At 66.3% G+C, this 15,752-nt stretch carries 14 protein-coding genes and 1 tRNA gene; 3 read left to right on the top strand and 12 right to left on the bottom strand.

The window, feature by feature from the left end; translation table 11 throughout:
* Nucleotides 1–95 precede the first annotated feature (95 nt).
* The 5 genes from nhaA to CA2_RS02815 form a co-directional block, all read right to left on the bottom strand.
* The gene (gene nhaA, locus CA2_RS02835; protein ID WP_245620864.1) at nucleotides 96–1,499 is read right to left on the bottom strand and encodes a Na+/H+ antiporter NhaA; all 1,404 of its coding nucleotides are present in this window, start codon (nucleotides 1,497–1,499) and stop codon (nucleotides 96–98) included.
* A gap of 331 nt (nucleotides 1,500–1,830) precedes the next feature.
* A complete protein-coding gene (locus tag CA2_RS02830; RefSeq protein ID WP_042412408.1) occupies nucleotides 1,831–3,582 on the bottom strand; it encodes a TRAP transporter large permease in 1,752 nt (583 codons plus the stop codon).
* A gap of 20 nt (nucleotides 3,583–3,602) precedes the next feature.
* Nucleotides 3,603–4,214, bottom strand: coding sequence for a TRAP transporter small permease subunit (locus CA2_RS02825; protein ID WP_042412406.1), 612 nt, complete (start codon nucleotides 4,212–4,214; stop codon nucleotides 3,603–3,605).
* 192 nt (nucleotides 4,215–4,406) lie between these two features.
* Nucleotides 4,407–5,519, bottom strand: coding sequence for a substrate-binding domain-containing protein (locus CA2_RS02820; RefSeq protein WP_042412402.1), 1,113 nt, complete (start codon nucleotides 5,517–5,519; stop codon nucleotides 4,407–4,409).
* Between the two features lie 204 nt (nucleotides 5,520–5,723).
* Nucleotides 5,724–6,227 carry a low molecular weight protein-tyrosine-phosphatase gene (locus CA2_RS02815; protein WP_042412401.1) on the bottom strand — a complete coding sequence of 168 codons (504 nt, stop codon included), beginning with the start codon at nucleotides 6,225–6,227 and terminating at the stop codon, nucleotides 5,724–5,726.
* Nucleotides 6,228–6,332: 105 nt separating this feature from the next.
* Between CA2_RS02815 and CA2_RS02810 the strand changes: the two genes are divergently transcribed.
* Nucleotides 6,333–6,406: transfer RNA gene (locus CA2_RS02810), tRNA-Gly, on the top strand.
* Nucleotides 6,407–6,438: 32 nt separating this feature from the next.
* On the opposite strand, the gene CA2_RS02805 is transcribed toward CA2_RS02810, so the two are convergent.
* The 7 genes from CA2_RS02805 to CA2_RS02775 form a co-directional block, all read right to left on the bottom strand.
* Nucleotides 6,439–6,807, bottom strand: a complete 369-nt coding sequence (locus CA2_RS02805) for a hypothetical protein (protein ID WP_042412539.1) — start codon at nucleotides 6,805–6,807, stop codon at nucleotides 6,439–6,441.
* A gap of 133 nt (nucleotides 6,808–6,940) precedes the next feature.
* Nucleotides 6,941–7,762 (bottom strand): alpha/beta fold hydrolase, encoded by an 822-nt coding sequence (locus tag CA2_RS02800; protein WP_042412399.1) that lies wholly within the window; start codon nucleotides 7,760–7,762, stop codon nucleotides 6,941–6,943.
* A gap of 43 nt (nucleotides 7,763–7,805) precedes the next feature.
* Entirely contained in the window at nucleotides 7,806–8,627 is an 822-nt protein-coding gene (locus CA2_RS02795) for a proteasome-type protease (RefSeq protein WP_042412398.1), read from the bottom strand.
* An 82-nt stretch (nucleotides 8,628–8,709) separates the two neighbouring features.
* A complete protein-coding gene (gene mutS / locus CA2_RS02790) occupies nucleotides 8,710–11,304 on the bottom strand; it encodes a DNA mismatch repair protein MutS (protein ID WP_042412536.1) in 2,595 nt (864 codons plus the stop codon).
* 194 nt (nucleotides 11,305–11,498) lie between these two features.
* Nucleotides 11,499–11,813, bottom strand: coding sequence for a chaperone modulator CbpM (locus tag CA2_RS02785; protein WP_042412396.1), 315 nt, complete (start codon nucleotides 11,811–11,813; stop codon nucleotides 11,499–11,501).
* On the bottom strand, nucleotides 11,810–12,781 hold the full coding sequence (locus CA2_RS02780) for a DnaJ C-terminal domain-containing protein (RefSeq protein ID WP_042412533.1): 972 nt from the start codon (nucleotides 12,779–12,781) through the stop codon (nucleotides 11,810–11,812). The genes CA2_RS02785 and CA2_RS02780 overlap by 4 nt, the downstream gene beginning before the upstream one ends.
* 158 nt (nucleotides 12,782–12,939) lie before the next feature.
* On the bottom strand, nucleotides 12,940–13,824 hold the full coding sequence (locus CA2_RS02775) for an inositol monophosphatase family protein (protein WP_042412394.1): 885 nt from the start codon (nucleotides 13,822–13,824) through the stop codon (nucleotides 12,940–12,942).
* Between the two features lie 203 nt (nucleotides 13,825–14,027).
* Between CA2_RS02775 and CA2_RS02770 the strand changes: the two genes are divergently transcribed.
* Complete coding sequence (locus CA2_RS02770) at nucleotides 14,028–14,828, top strand: RNA methyltransferase (RefSeq protein ID WP_042412392.1); 801 nt, start codon at nucleotides 14,028–14,030, stop codon at nucleotides 14,826–14,828.
* Between the two features lie 36 nt (nucleotides 14,829–14,864).
* The gene (cysE, locus tag CA2_RS02765) at nucleotides 14,865–15,668 is read left to right on the top strand and encodes a serine O-acetyltransferase (RefSeq protein ID WP_042412389.1); all 804 of its coding nucleotides are present in this window, start codon (nucleotides 14,865–14,867) and stop codon (nucleotides 15,666–15,668) included.
* Nucleotides 15,669–15,752 lie beyond the last annotated feature (84 nt).

The raw sequence follows: 15,752 nt of genomic DNA, 5'->3' as shown, positions 1-15,752 counted from the left end.
GGCACTCCGGCTTTTTTGTAGGGTGGCGGCGCCAGTGCCGGCGCGGCATGCCCTGGGTCAGAGAGAGCCGCGCAAGCAGCCTGACAGCCCCGGGCTCAGGCCGCCTCGGTCGCGCCCAGGCGCTTGCGCATGGCAAAGCCGTAGAGCAGGCCCAGCAGGGCGGCAGCGCCCGATGCGCCGAGGATGCCCATCTTGGCTGCGGCCAGCAGTTCCGGCTGGCTGAACGCCAGTCCGCCGACAAAAATGGCCATGGTGAAGCCAATGCCTGCCAGCATGCCGACCAGCAGCACGCCGGGCCAGGTCACACCCTGGGGCATGGTGCACAGGCGCAGCCGGACGGCCACAAAGGTGGCCAGCAGCACGCCCACTGGCTTGCCCAGCACCAGGGCCACCATCACGCCCAGGGCCACGGTGGCGGGTCCGCTGGCCGACAGGTCCACCCCGCCGAACTGCACGCCGGCATTGGCCAGCGCGAAGATGGGCATGACGCCGAAGGCCACCCAGGGGTGCAGCATCATGGGCAGGCGGAACACGGGCGGCAGCAGGTCGCGCTGGGCCAGGGTGGCAATCTTCAGCTCGTGGCGCAGCACCGTGGCGTCAAAGTCGCCGCTGCGGGCGTGCAGGTGCACGCGTGCCAGGGCCGTCTGCGCCACTTCCAGGTGGTGGCGCGGGGCGGGGCGCATGGCGACAGGGGTCATCAGGCCCAGCACCACGCCGGCCAGCGTGGGGTGGGCCCCGGTCTGCAGCAGGCCCAGCCACAGCACGGCGCCGGGCAGCACGTACATCCACGCCGACGCCACGCCCATGCGGTTGAACAGCAGCACCAGCAGCAGGCCGACCAAGGCCACGCCAAAGCCGCTGTAGTCCAGGCCGCCGGAGTAGAAGAAGGCAATGATCAGCACGGCCACGATGTCGTCGATGATGGCCAATGCCAGCAGGAAGATGCGCAGCGGCCCGGGGATGGACTTGCCCAGCAGGGCCAGCACGCCCACGGCGAAGGCAATGTCGGTGGCCGTGGGTATGGCCCAGCCGTTGAGCAGCGCTGGATCGTTGCCGGCCAGCGCCACATAGATCAGTGCGGGCACGACCACGCCGCCGATGGCGGCGATGACCGGCAGCGCGGCCTGGCTGAGGTTGGACAGGGCGCCGTTGTGGATCTCGCGGCGGATCTCCATGCCCACGACCAGGAAGAAGATGGTCATCAGCACGTCGTTGACGAAGAAGTGCAGGTCGGTGTTGACCGACCAGGGGCCGAGGGTCAGCGACAGCGGCGCATGCCAGGTGTCAAAGTAGCTGGCGGCCCAGGGCGAGTTGGCCCACAGCAAGGCCACGGCGGCGGCGATCAGCAGCACGATGCCGCTCATGGATTCGATATGCAGCATGCGGGCAAAGCCGGCGGAGGCTTTGTCGGTCACGGTCTGCAGGGTGGGGATGCGCGCGCTGGGCGCGGGAAATTGAGGGTGCAGGGGGGCCTGGCCCTGGGGGTCATGGGGGTGCACGGACGGACTTTCGCTGAGTGCATGCAAGCGGCCCGACTTGCACATGAACATTCACCTGCCATCACCACCGCATGTGGCGGGCACCCGGGGCGCAGTGTACCCAAAGACACCGCCGGGACGGTGGTGAGGGGCCCGATTTTTCGAGGTAAATCAGGGTAAATCCTTGAAAAATAGGAGCATTTGCCGCTTGTTGTATCAAGCTTTCCAAGCGTTTTCGCAAGGGATGAGCTGCTGCGCGAGTGCTGGCTGCTATGTTTTTTGCGGCCTGCGGGCATGAAAAAAGCCCCTGCGGCGTGAGCGGCAGGGGCTGGGAGCGGTGCGAAACCGGCGCTTACTTGAGCGAGTCTTGCAAGGCCTTCAGTGGATCGTCCTCGGCGGGGGCGCTGCCCGTGCCGTTGCTTTGCTCCATGTACGGATTGTCGAAGTCGATCGGTGCCGGCATGGAGGATTCCATCTGTTCGCGGATGGCGTCCAGGTCGTAGTCCACCTTCTCGTCCAGGCCGCTGGAGACGATGCCCGGGAAGGCAATGATCAGGCCCACCATCAGCAGCTGGATGCACAGGAACGGAATTGCGCCCTTGTAGATCTGCATGGTGGTCACCGGTGCGATACGCTTCTTGGTGACCTTGTCGGTGTACTCCTTGTCGGGCGCAACCGAGCGCAGGAAGAACAGCGCAAAGCCGAACGGGGGGTGCATGAAGGAGGTCTGCATGTTCACCGCCAGCAGCACGCCGAACCAGATCAGGTCGATGCCCAGCTTGTCGGCCACGGGGGCCAGCAGCGGCACGACGATGAAGGACAGCTCGAAGAAGTCCAGGAAGAACGCCAGGAAGAACACCATCACGTTCACCAGGATCAGGAAGCCCAATTGGCCGCCTGGCAGGTCCGAAAGCAGGTGCTCCACCCACAGTGGGCCGTCCACGCCCTGGAAGGTCAGGCCGAACACGGTGGCGCCGATCAGGATGAACAGCACAAAGCACGACAGCTTGGTGGTGCCAACCAGGGCCTGGCGCAGCAACTGGTAGCTCAGGCGCTTGCGGCTGACGGCCAGGATCATGGCGCCCAGGGCACCCATGGCGCCGCCTTCAGTGGGCGTGGCAATGCCCAAGAAGATGGTGCCCAGCACCAGGAAAATCAGCAGCAGCGGGGGGATCAGCACGAAGGTGACTTTTTCCGCCACGTGCGACAGCAGACCCAGGCCGGTGACACGGTTGATGGACGCTGCCACGAAGGCCAGCGCCACGCCGAAGCACATCGCGAAGACGATGGTCTCGTCCTTGGCCACTTTTTCCACCACTTCACCGGTGAACCAGGTGTGGATGGTTTCCATGTTGTGGGCGGCAAACACCGACACGCCCACGCACAGGATGGTCAGCAGCAGCAGCGAAGTCAGTCCGCTGGAGCCGTCCTTTTCCTTCAGGCTGCGCGCTTCGGGCGGCAGGGCCGGCACCATCGCGGGCTTGAAGATGGCGATGGCGAAAATCATCAGCATGTAAAAGCCCACCAGCATGAAGCCGGGGACGAAGGCGCCCTTGTACAGGTCGCCCACGCTGCGACCCAGCTGGTCGGCCAGAATGATCAGCACCAGGGATGGCGGAATGATCTGTGCCAGCGTGCCGGAGGCGGCAATCACGCCCGAGGCGATGCGGCGGTCATAGCCGTAGCGCAGCATGATGGGCAGCGAAATCAGGCCCATGGAGATCACGGACGCCGCCACCACACCGGTGGTGGCCGCCAGCATGGCACCCACCAGAATCACCGCAATGGCCACGCCACCACGGATGGGGCCGAACAACTGGCCCACGGTGTCCAGCAGGTCTTCCGCCATGCCGCTGCGTTCCAATATCAACCCCATCAGGGTGAAGAACGGAATCGCAAGTAGCGTCTCGTTTTGCATGATGCCGTAGATGCGCAGCGGCAAGGCCTGCATCAGGGCTTCGGGCAGCACGCCCAGCTCAATCCCCACCACGGCGAAGAACAGGCCGCAGGCGCCCAGGCTGAATGCCACCGGGAAGCCCAGCAGCAAGAAGCAGATGAGGCCCGCGAACATGATCGGGGCCATATTGTTTGCAATGAATTCCATAGCTATGTCTCCCTCCGCGATCAGGCGCTCTTGGCGGCGTTGCGCGCGGCTTCTTCTTCCGCCTTGCGGATGACTTCGGCCAGCTCTTCTTCGGGGGTCTTTTCCACGATCTTCACGGTCGGATCGTCGATCAGGCCCATCAGGAAGGCGATGCGCTTGATGAGCTCGGACAGGCCCTGCAGCAGCAGCAGGCCAAAGCCCAGGGGCATCATCAGGTACACGGGCCAGCGGATCAGACCGCCAGCGTTGCTGGACATTTCGCCGGTGTTCCAGGCCTGCAGGAAGAAGGGCACGCCGTAGTACAGCACCAGGGCGCACATGGGGGTCAGGAACAGGGCGAAGCCCAGCACGTCAATCCAGACCCGCGTGCGCAGGGACAGGCGGGCGTTGATCACGTCCACCTTGACGTGTTCCTTTTCCAGCAGCGTATAGCCTGCGGCCAGCAGGAAGGACGCTGCAAAGAAGTACCACTGCACTTCCAGGAAGGCATTGGAGCTGGTGTGGAAGACCTTGCGCACCACCGCGTTGACACCGCTGATGACGGTGGCCGCAAGGATGAGCCAGATGACATATTTACCGACCCAGGCGTTGAGCCCGTCGATACCCCGTGAGAGTCGTAAGAGTGCTTGCATGGTGTCTCCAAAAAGCGCGATGTGTGCCGCAAGTGGGCTGCCGACGTGTGGCCGACGCCTCTTGCAGACGTGTAGGAATGCACAGTCGCGCGATTCTACGGAGCGCACCCCTCAGTTGCTGACGGCTTTGTGACGGGAAGGTGTAAATCCAGGATTTTTAACGCCTGGATGGGGTGAAATACAGGGTTTTTACTAGGTGTTGGCTGCGGTTGTGGCAGGTGCGCAGGTCCACCAGGGCAGGCACTGGTCCAGGGTGTAGATGTCGCCGCAGCCGGTGCTGTCGTGGCCCCCCTGGCTGTGCAGGCGGTTTTGCCAGGCGGGCGTGCGCAGCAGGGTGCACAGCGCTTGCAGGGCCGGGTGCTGCAGCAGCGTGGCATGGCAGATCAGCAGGTCGTGCTCCTGGCACAGCGGGATGAAGTCCAGGCCCTTGGCCTGTGCTGCGGAGGCAATGCCCAGACCCACATCGGCCTGGCCCTGGGCCACGGCCTGGGCCACGGCGTTGTGGCTGGGCTCTTCATCGTCGAAGCCCAGGATGTCGCCCGGCTGCAGCTGGGCCTGCGCCATCAGGTCGGCCAGCACCACGCGGGTGCCGGTGCCCAGCGGGCGGTTGACAAAGCGCACCTGTTGGCGCGCCACGTCCTGCAGGCTGTGCAGCTGGTGCGGATTGCCGGCGGCCACGATCAGCCCCTGGGCGCGCAGGCCCAGTCGGATGAAGCGGTAGTGCTGCAGGTGCAGCAGCGGTTTGTAGATGTGCGCCGCCATGGAGTGCTTGCCCGCCGCCTGCAGCACGTGAAAGCCGGCCAGGGTGGTGCGGCCCTCGTGCAGGGCCCGCAGGGCGTCCACGCTGACGCAGGGCGTCAGGTCCAGGTGCACGGCGTGCTGCGGGTGCGCGCCGGCAAACTGGCGCAGCAGGCTGTAGGCGCTGTCGTAGCTGGCGTGCAGCGACAGGATGGGGGTGTGCTCGTCGTAGCCCAGCGCATAGGTGCGCTCCAGCTCGGCCTGGACGGCTTCGATGTGGGGTGCCAGGCGCGCCTGGGCCTGGCGTTCCGTCAGCAGCAGGCGCAGCCCGAAGGGGCTGAGCTGGGCCGAATGGCCCTTGCCCCACAGGATCACTTCCCGGCCCAGCTGCGCTTCCCACTTCTTGAGGGCCCCCCAGACATGCCGGTAAGACAGTCCCAGCACCCGGGCCGCGCCGGAGATGGAGCCCTGGTCGGCCACCGCCTGCAGCATGTCGAGCAAGGGGTGCTGGATGATGTGGCTGGAGGCGCTGTCTTGCAGGCTGTAGTGAAGTTGGATGTGATGCACGGAAAACCGGAATACCTGGATCGAAAAAGCAAAGGGCGCACCTTAACGGGATTGCCGCGGCCTGCGGGCAGAGACCTCATGCCTGGGCTGCCTTTGGTGGGAGGCAGTCCCGCCGTGGCGCAGGCCTGCCGGGGCTGACGTCCGCCTGAAAAGACCTGTGCCATCCAGGCACCAGCCCGGCCGGTGCGGCGACATGGACGTGCTTCAGCGTGTCAAGTGCTCTTTGTGCACGTGGGACAGCACGCCTTGGCAGGCATCCTCGATCAGGTCCAGCACATGCTCGAAGCCCTGGTCGCCGCCGTAGTAGGGGTCGGGCACCACGGCACTGCGCATCTCGCGGCAGAACTCGGTCAGCCGGTGCAGCTTGTGGCGCTGCGTCGGAGGGCACAGGGCCTGGGCACGGGCCAGGTTCTCGTGGTCCATCACCAGCACCAGGTCGTGTTGCTCGAAGTCCTCGCGCGTCAGCTGGCGCGCCCGCAGATCGCTGAGGTCATAGCCGCGCTGCAGGGCGTGCTTCTGGCTGCGGCGGTCCGGCGCTTCGCCCACGTGGTAGGCGTGCGTGCCGCACGAGTCCACGCGCAGCCAGGCGCTCCAGCCCCGCGCGTGCACCATGTCGCGCAGCACGCCGTGGGCGGTGGGGCTGCGGCAGATGTTGCCCATGCAGACCATCAGAACGGCGTAGGGCAGGGGGTGAAGGTCATTGGTCATACGGGAGGCCGAAAATGCGCAGAGACTGCGCGGGAGGCAGCATGCATTTGTGTTAGATTAGCGTCCGCTTTGCGCACTGCCGTCAACCGGCAGTCCAGCTGCAAGGCGGGTGTAGTTCAATGGTAGAACGCCAGCTTCCCAAGCTTGATACGTGGGTTCGATTCCCATCACCCGCTCCATCCTTTGCCCGTTCGTGGCGCTGCTTTCTCCCTCATTCCAGATCAAACGCCTGGCGCAGTGCGTCGCCAAAGGCGGTGTTGCCCGTCAGGGTCAGCGTCACGGTGCCATAGCCCCCGGGTTGCGGGCCCTCGGCCTGCAACGCGTCGTTCGCACGGTCCCAGCGGATGCGCAGGGCGCGGCCGTGGTCGTCGTCCTGGGCGCTCAGGTCGTAGTCCCAGTCGCCGCCGTCCTCCAGTGGTGCGCGGCGGCCGCGGAAGTCGTGGCTGGCCCAGTGCAGCACCTGGCGCACTTCCTCGAGCAGCGCGGTCCAGCGGCCGTCGGCCACCCTGGCCATGGCGTCCCAGGTGCCGTTGCCGTCTTCGTCTTCGCTGTAGTCAAAATCCAGGTAATCCAGTGCCATGGCGGTGCCGTGTTCAAACAATAAATAAAAGAATAGCGGTCAGCGCTGGATTCAATTGGCTTGTGGATATAAAGCGCGTTGAAAGCAAGGTTTAACAGGCGCGGGCTGCTTCTCTTTTTTAAGGATTGCCGCGTCAGGGCTTGCGCGCTGCGGCCTGCAGGTTGAGCCAGCTGGCTTCGATGGCGGCGGCCGTCACTTCGGGCTGCTCCATGGGGAACAGGTGGCTGCCGTCGAGCATCATGATGCGGCCGTGGGTGATGCGCAGCGTCATGTCCATGCCGACCTGCTTCATTTCCTTGGACGACAGGCCGCCGATGAAGGCCGCCGGGCAGCGCAGTGGGTGGCGGCGCAGCAGGGCGCTGAGGTTGTGCGGCAGGGTGTTGTAGATGGCGGTTTCTTCCTCGCGCGTGAAGTGCAGGGTGATGCGCTGCTCGGCGTCCTCGGCCAGGCCGTGGTTCACATAGTCCTGCAGCACCTGCGGGTGCCAGCGGGCGAAGGATTTCTTGCTCTGGAACAGCGCCAGCGCTTCCTCGCGCTGCGCCCACAGGTTGCGGCGCTTGCGGCTGATCTTGCCCGGCGAGACCGCGCCGACCAGTTGGGCGCGCTTGGCCATCTCCAGCGAGCGCGCGCGCCAGCCACTGATCAGGGGCGAGTCCAGCATCAGCACGCCGCTGGCCAGCTGCGGGTGCTGGGCGGCAGCCATGACGCTGAGAAAGCCGCCCAGCGAGTGGCCGACCAGCAGGGCAGGCTGGCCCCAGCGCTGCACCAGGGGCGCGGCAAAGTCGGTCAGCTGCTGCACCAGGTGGGGCCAGCTGTCGGTGACGGGGTAGCGCGCATCGTGGCCGAAGCGGTCGACGGCGTGCACATCAAAGCCGCGCTCGCGCAGCAGCGCAAACAGCAGGCGGTAGGTGCCAGCAGGAAAGCTGTTGGCGTGCGAGAAGATCAGGGGTTGCATACGGAGCCGGTTCTGCGTGGAGGGCGCAGCCGCTGCGGCTGCGTCAGATCAATTTTTCTTCGGGCGTGGTGATTTTCTTGACTGCGCCGGGCTTGTCCATCACCAGAGGGACGGTGCTGTTGCCGCCGAACCACTGCGGGTCCTCGATGCTGTCGAAGGCCGCGCGCAGGCGCTTGCCCCAGTTGCTGCGCAGCATCTGGAAGTAGGGGTTGTGCTCGTCGATGCACACCACCTTGTCGCAGCGCAGGCTGCCGACCTCGTACACCGCCAGGTCCAGCGGCAGGCCCACCGAGAGGTTGGACTTGAGCGTGCTGTCCATGGACACCAGGGCGCATTTGGCGGCTTCGTCCAGCGGCAGCTCGGGGTGCAGCACGCGGTCCAGCACGGGCTTGCCGTACTTGGACTCGCCGATCTGGAAGAACGGGGTTTCGCTGGTGGCCTCGATGAAGTTGCCGGCCGAGTAGACCTGGAACAGGCGCATGCCCTCACCCTGGATCTGGCCGCCGAACAGCATGGAGACATTGAAGTCCACGCCGGCACGCTTGAGCGCCACGCCATCGCGGTCGTACACGTGGCGCACGGCGGCGCCCAGCACGCGGGCTGCATCGAACATGCTCTTGGCGTTCCAGATGCTGATCACCTCGCCGGTCGCATCGTCGCGGATGTGCTGGGTCTGCAGGATCTCCCGCACCGACTGCGAGATCGACAGGTTGCCCGCCGACAGCAGGGCCATGAACCGGTCGCCGGTCTGCTCGTAGATCATCATCTTGCGGAAGGTGTTGATCTGGTCCAGCCCCGCGTTGGTGCGCGAGTCGGACAGGAAGACGAGGCCAGCGTTGAGCTTGATGGCGATGCAGTAGGTCATGGCAATAAGGGCAGGAAAGCCGCAGGGGCAAGCAAGTGTAGTGCCCGCTGGCGGGTGGCAGTGTCGGCGGAGGGCTGGGGGGTTACGTACGCTGCGCCAGCTTCTTCAGCTGGTACAGGGCTTCCAGCGCCTCGCGCGGGCTGAGGGCGTCGGGGTTGATCTGCGCCAGCGCATCCTCGACCGGGGTGGCTTGCAGGGCGGACGCCGGCAGGGGCGGGGCGGCAAACAGGTCCACCTGCTCGCGCCCGGCTTCGTCGCGCGCTTCCAGGGCCTCCAGCGTGTGGCGCGCGTGGTTCAGCACGGCGGCTGGCATGCCGGCCAGCTTGGCCACCTGCACGCCATAGCTGCGGCTGGCCGGGCCGGGCTGGATCTCGTGCAGGAAGACGATGTCGTGGCCCGACTCGGCCGCACCCACGTGCACGTTCACGGCGGCCTTGGCCTTGGCGGGCAGCTCCGTCAGCTCGAAGTAGTGCGTGGCAAACAGGGTGAAGGCGCGCGTCTTGTCGTGCAGCTGCGTGGCAATGCCGCTGGCCAGGGCGAGGCCGTCGAAGGTGCTGGTGCCGCGGCCGATCTCGTCCATCAGCACCAAGCTGTGCGGCGTGGCGGCGTGCAGGATCTGCGCGGCCTCGGTCATCTCCATCATGAAGGTCGACTGGGCGTTGGCCAGGTCGTCGGCCGCACCGATGCGGGTGTGGATGGCGTCGATGGGCCCCAGGCGGCAGGCCGCGGCGGGCACGTGGCTGCCCATGCTGGCCAGCAGCACGATCAGCGCTACCTGGCGCATGTAGGTCGATTTACCGCCCATGTTGGGGCCGGTGATGATCTGCATGCGCGTGTTGACGTTCATGCGCGTGTGGTTGGCGATGAAGCTGCCGCTGGAGGTTTCGGCCATGCGCGCCTCCACCACGGGGTGGCGGCCGGCCTCGATCTCGATGCAGGGCACGCTGGTGAATTCGGGGGCGTTCCAGTGCAGGGTGAGCGAGCGCTCGGCCAGGGTGCACAGCACATCCAGCGCCGCGATGGCCTGGCCCACGCGGGTCAGGCCGGGCACGTGGGGCTGCAACTGGTCCAGCAGCTGTTCGTAGAGGAACTTCTCGCGCTGCAGCGCGCGCTCCTGCGCGGACAGGGCCTTGTCTTCAAACGCCTTCAGCTCGGGTGTGATGTAGCGCTCGGCGTTCTTCAGCGTCTGGCGGCGCTGGTAGCGCGCGGGCACCACGTCCTTGTAGCTGTTGGTGATCTCGATGTAGAAGCCATGCACCTTGTTGAACTGCACGCGCAGGTTCGGGATGTTGGTGAGCAGCTTTTCCTTGGCTTCCAGCTCCAGCAGGAACTCGTCGCAGTTTTCCTGGATGGCGCGCAGCTCGTCCAGCTCGGCATCAAAGCCGCGTGCGATCACGCCGCCATCGCGCACCAGGGCTGCGGGCTCGTCCAGGATGGCGCGTGCCAGCAACTCGGCGCAGCCGCTGGGCGGCACCAGGTCCTGAAAAATCTGGTTCAAATACGGCGATGGCGAGGGTGTGGTCTGCGCCAGCAGCTGCGCTTTTTGTAGCGTCTTGCCCAGGGCCACCAACTCGCGCGGGCGCACCTGGCGCAGCGCGGTGCGCGCGGTGATGCGCTCCACATCGCTCACACCCTTGAGCTCGCCGCGCAGCGCCTGCCAGGGCATGGTGCCGCCCAGGGCATCGCTGCCGCGCAGCACGGTGGTGGCCTGCAGGCGGGCGATGGCATCGGCACGGTCGCGTTGGGGCTCCAGCAGCCAGCTTTTGAGCAGGCGGCTGCCCATGCCGGTCAGGCAGGTGTCCAGCAGCGCAAACAGCGTGGGGCTGTCCTCGCCGCGCAAGGTCTTGACCAGCTCCAGGTTGCGGCGCGTGCTGGGGGGCAGGTTGATCAGCTGGTCGTCGCGCTGCACCTGCAGGCTGTGGATGTGCGTGAGGTTGCGGCCCTGCGTGTGCTCGGCGTAGCTGAGCAGGGCGGCGCTGGCGGCATGCGCCAGGGGTAGGGCTTCGGCCTCCCAGGCCTTCAGGCTGGCGGCGCCCAGCAGCTCCAGCAGCTTGCGTTCGCCCAGGCCCGTATCGAACTGCCAGTCGGGGCGCGGGCTCAAGGGGCAGGCGATGGCGCCGCTGTGCTTGAGGGCGAACAACCCTTGCTCAAAGCGCTCGGTCACGCCGGCGCTGTAGATCACCTCGCTGGGGCCGATGCGCGCCAGCCATTCGCCCAGCTCGTCCTGGGCACATTCGGCCAGGTGGATGCGGCCCTGGGTCACGCTCATCCAGGCCAAGCCGCAGCGCTGGCGCCCAGCGGTGTGCAGGGCGACCAGCATGGCCTCCTGCTTGTCGCTCAGCAGTTCGGCATCGGTCAGTGTGCCGGGGGTGACCACGCGCACCACCTTGCGCTCCACCGGTCCCTTGCTGGCGCCGACTTCCCCGACCTGCTCGCAGATCGCCACCGATTCGCCCATCTTGATCAGGCGCGCCAGATAGCCTTCCAGGGCGTGAAAGGGCACGCCGGCCATGGCCACCGGAAAGCCCGCAGACTGGCCGCGCGTGGTCAGGGTGATGTCCAGCAGGCGGGCAGCTTTCTCTGCGTCGTCCCAGAAGACCTCGTAGAAGTCGCCCATGCGGTAGAGCACCAGGGTGTCCGGATAGTCCGCTTTGAGCCGGATGTACTGCTGCATCATCGGCGTGTGCTGCTCGATGGGGGCAGTCAGCGGAGAAGTGGCGGTCTGCACGCTGTTGTTGTTCGGGGTGTGCGTGGAAACGTCAGATGTGGACAAAGCTCAAATTCCTCGGTGTGGACGGTCGCAGCCAAGCGGCCGCCAAAATCAGGCAGGAATTATCCGGGATGCGGCTGGCGCCGGGCGTGCGAGGGGGATCAGCCCCTGATGCGGCGGCGCAACTGCCGCACTTCTTCCATCAGGTCGGCAGTCAGTGCGGCCAGCTCCGGGTCGGCCTCGAAGGTGCGTTCCAGCTGTGCGATGCGCCGCGCGCGGATCACGGTGTGGGTGCTGAAGCGCCAAGACTGGGGGCTGCTGTGCCCTGTGGCATCGGTGGTGTCGCAGTGCAGCACGCCGGTGGTCACGCGCTCAACCACCCATTGCGGCGCCATGCGGCAGGCGGCGGCCAGTTGCTCCAGGCTCAGGGCCTGTTCGTCCAGCACATCGGGCGGGGTGTAGAAGGGGGTGGTCATGCGGTGCCTCCGGTGCGAGGGTTGCGGCCGTCAAAGGCCTGGGACAGGGCGGCATAGGCCTGGCGCTGGGCATCGTTGAACACCGGCGGCACGATGATCTGGAGCACCAGGTACAGGTCGCCCGGCGTGCGGCTGGGCAGGCCCTTGCCCTTGACGCGCAGCTTGCGCCCGGCCTGCGAACCGGGCGGGATGTGGATCTCCAGCGGTCCGGCCAGGGTGTCGAATTCCACCGGTCCCCCCAGCGCCGCCTCCCAGGGGGCCAGGGGCAGTTGCTGGTAGACGTCCTTGCCCTGGGTGTGCCAGCGCTTGTCGTCCTTGAAGCGCACCTCCAGCAGCAGGTCGCCGGCCGGGCCCTGGCCATAGCCCGGCAGGCCCTGGCCGGCCAGGCGGATCATTTGTCCCTCGTACACGCCCTGGGGGATGGTGACTTGCAGCTCGCGCTCGTCCTCCATGGCATGGCCCTGGGCATCCAGGCGTACGCCACGCAGCCTCAGCACGCGCATGCCGCCGTGGTAGCTGTCGGGCACCTCCAGTTCGATGGCGGCATGCTGGTCCTGGCCGCGCAGGTCTGGCGCCGGGCCGCTGCGGCGCGTGCGCTGGCCGCGGCCGAACAGCTCTTCGAAGAAGCTGCTGAACTCGGGGTGCTCGGCGCCGTCGGCAGTGCTGTGGAAATGGAAGTCCTGCTGGTCCCAGCCGGGCGGTGGCTGGAAACCCGCGCTCTGGCCCGGGCGGTGGCCGGCGCCGGTCGGGGGGCTGGCCTCCCCCAACTGGTCGTAGGCCAGGCGTTTGTCGGGGTCGGACAGCACGGTGTTGGCCTCGTTGACTTCGGCCATGCGGGCGGCCGCATCGGGCTCCTTGCTGATGTCGGGGTGGTACTTGCGTGCCAGCTTGCGGTAGGCTTTTTTGATGTCTTCGGCGCTGGCGTTCTTGTCCACACCGAGGATGCGGTAGTAGTCCTTGTATTCCACCTGGTTCTCCTGCGCGCGGCAGCCGGGTGCCGCATGCCAAGCATGGTGGCGCAAGCACGGACGCAGCGCCGTAGGCCGGCGGCGCATGTGGTACAGGCGTAAAAAAAGCCGCAAGGCGTGCGCGCTTGCGGCTGGATGGCGCGTCGGGGCGCGGTGGATCAGTCGTCCTGGCTGTCGTCGTCCTGCTTGTCGGCGGCCACGGCGGCGTCGACGCCCAGCTTGTCCTCCACCCCGGCGAACTTGCTGTACTTGCCCAGGATGCCGACCAACTGACCGTAGGCGCGGGGATTGCCGGCCAGGCATTCGGCCTGTTCCAGGAAGTCGGCTTCACCCGTGAAGTTGCCGACCAGGCCACCGGCTTCGGTCACCAGCAGGCTGCCGGCGGCCACGTCCCAGATGGACAGGCCGGTTTCGAAGAAACCATCGGTGAAGCCCGCGGCCACGTAGGCCAGGTCCAGGGCGGCGGCACCGGGGCGGCGCACGCCGGCGCTGCGCTGGGTGATCTCGGCGAACATGCGCATGTAGGCGCGGAAGTTGTCACCGGGGCGGAAGGGGAAGCCGGTGGAGATCAGGCAGTCCTTGAGCTGGGCGCGCTTGCTTACGCGAATGCGGCGCTCGTTCAGGAAGGCGCCACGGCCACGGGTGGCGGTGAACAGGTCGTTGCGGGTGGGGTCGTAGACCACGGCGTGCTCGATCTTGCCCTTGACGGCCAGCGCGATGCTGACGCAGTACACGGGGAAGCCGTGGATGAAGTTGGTGGTCCCGTCCAGGGGGTCGATGATCCAGACGTAGTCCGAATCCTTGGCGCCGAATTCCTTGCCGCTTTCCTCGCCCAGAATGCCGTGGCCGGGGTAGGCGCCCAGCAGGGTCTCGATGATCATGCGCTCGGCAGCCTGGTCCACTTCGGTCACGAAGTCGTTGACTTGCTTTTGGGCCACGCGGACCGATTCAACGTCCAGGGCCGCGCGGTTGATGATGGCGCCGGCGGCGCGTGCGGCCTTTATGGCCACGTTGAGCATGGGGTGCAGGGAGGAAGACGACATAAATTGTGCAGTTGGCGCCCAGCGCGCGGCCCTCCCCAATTTCTCTGTCTCTGCTCTCACAACCTGGGATGGCGCACCGCTGAACGCGGATGATGAACGGGTTTACGCACGCCCGGCGATGCGGGCAGCGACAATAGGGCGCAAATTCTAACCGGCTTGCCCGATTTCTGCTGCCCGTATCTGCAATGCGGGCCGATCTCCGAATGAAAACCCGTTTTATCCTGATCGAGACCAGCCATGCTGGCAACGTGGGTGCTGCCGCCCGCGCCATGAAAACCATGGGGTTTGACGACCTGGTGCTGGTGCGCCCGCGCTGGGCGAATGTGCTGCGCAAGGAGGAAACCATCCAACGCGCCAGCGGCGCCCTGGATGTGCTGAACCAGGCGCGCATTGTCGAGTCGCTGGACGAGGCCGTGGACGGCCTGTCGCACCTGTGCGCCACAGCCATGACGCCGCGCGACTTTGGCCCGCCCACCCGGGCGCCGCGCCAGCACTTTGAAATGCTCATCCAAGGAGAGCTGAAGGCGCAGGCTGGACAAGCGCCAGAGGCTGATTTGGTTGATGAAACCGAAGCCGTGGCCAGTGCCAGCGGGGAAACCGGCGTGGGCCTGCTGTTCGGCTGCGAGCGCTTTGGTATGGCCAACGACGACGTGTACCGCTGCAACGTGGCGCTGTCGATTCCGTCCAACCCCCAGTTCGGCTCGCTCAACCTGGGCGCGGCGATCCAGCTGATCGCCTACGAGTGGCGCCAGGCCCTGGGCGGTTTTCCGGTGGTGGAACACACGCCGCACCCCAGCCGCGCCGACATGCAGCAGGTGGCCGGCATGCTGGGCCACTGGGCGCAGGCGCTGGCCCACCTGGGCTTTCTGGACCCGGCTGCGCCCAAGAAGCTGATGCCGCGCCTGAACCAGATGTTCAACCGTGCGCAATTGACGCAGGAAGAAATCCACATCCTGCGCGGTGTTGCCAAAAGCATGCTGCAGAGCACGCCCCCAAAGCACTAAACTGGCAGCCCTTTTTGTAACAAGTGACGGCCTCTGATGCTTTCCCGACTGCGTTCTGACATCCAGTGCATTCTTGACCGCGACCCTGCGGCGCGCAGCACCTGGGAGGTCATTACCTGTTATCCGGGCCTGCATGCCATCTGGTGGCACCGTCCGGCGCACTGGTGCTGGACGCACAACTTCAAGTGGCTGGGTCGCTTCACTTCGCACATTGGCCGCTGGCTGACCGGGATTGAAATCCACCCCGGCGCGGTGATTGGCGAGCGCGTCTTCATCGACCACGGGATGGGCGTGGTGATCGGCGAGACCGCGGTGGTCGGCGACGGCTGCACCATCTACCACGGTGTCACCCTGGGCGGCACCTCGCTGTACAAGGGCGCCAAGCGCCATCCCACCCTGGGCAAGGACGTGGTCGTGGCCGCGGGGGCCAAGGTGCTGGGCGGCTTCGAGGTGGGCGATGGTGCCAAGATCGGCAGCAATGCCGTGGTCATCAAGCCCGTGCCCGCTGGCGCGACGGCCGTGGGCATTCCGGCACGCATCATCCCTTCCAAGCAGGGCGAAAGCGCCGATGTGACCGAGCTGGAGGCCTCGCCCGCAGCCCCCAAGGCAGCAGCGCCCCAGGTGTTCACGGCCTATGGCGTGACCCAGGAGGATGACCCCGTCAGCCAGGCCATGAAGGGGCTGGCCGAAGGCGCAGCCACGCACGAGCAGCAGCTGCAGCTGCTGTGGCAGGCGGTGGAAAAGCTGTCCAACCAGCTCAAGGCAGATTGTGTGCCCTGCGAAAGCGAGCGTGGCGGGCACTTCGAGAAATCCAAGATCGACCAGATCCTGGGCAAGTAAGCCGCACTCAGCCGCGCCCAGCCGCGTTATGGCGCGCGCAGGTCGGCGGTGGCGGGTCTGTGTGGCCGGCCCCCGGTGCTTGCC

The organism is Comamonas aquatica NBRC 14918, from assembly GCF_000739875.1.
GTDB lineage: Bacteria > Pseudomonadota > Gammaproteobacteria > Burkholderiales > Burkholderiaceae_C > Comamonas > Comamonas aquatica.
The sequence above is the reverse complement of the archived record's forward strand: the minus strand, read 5'-3'. Positions and strand labels throughout refer to the sequence as shown.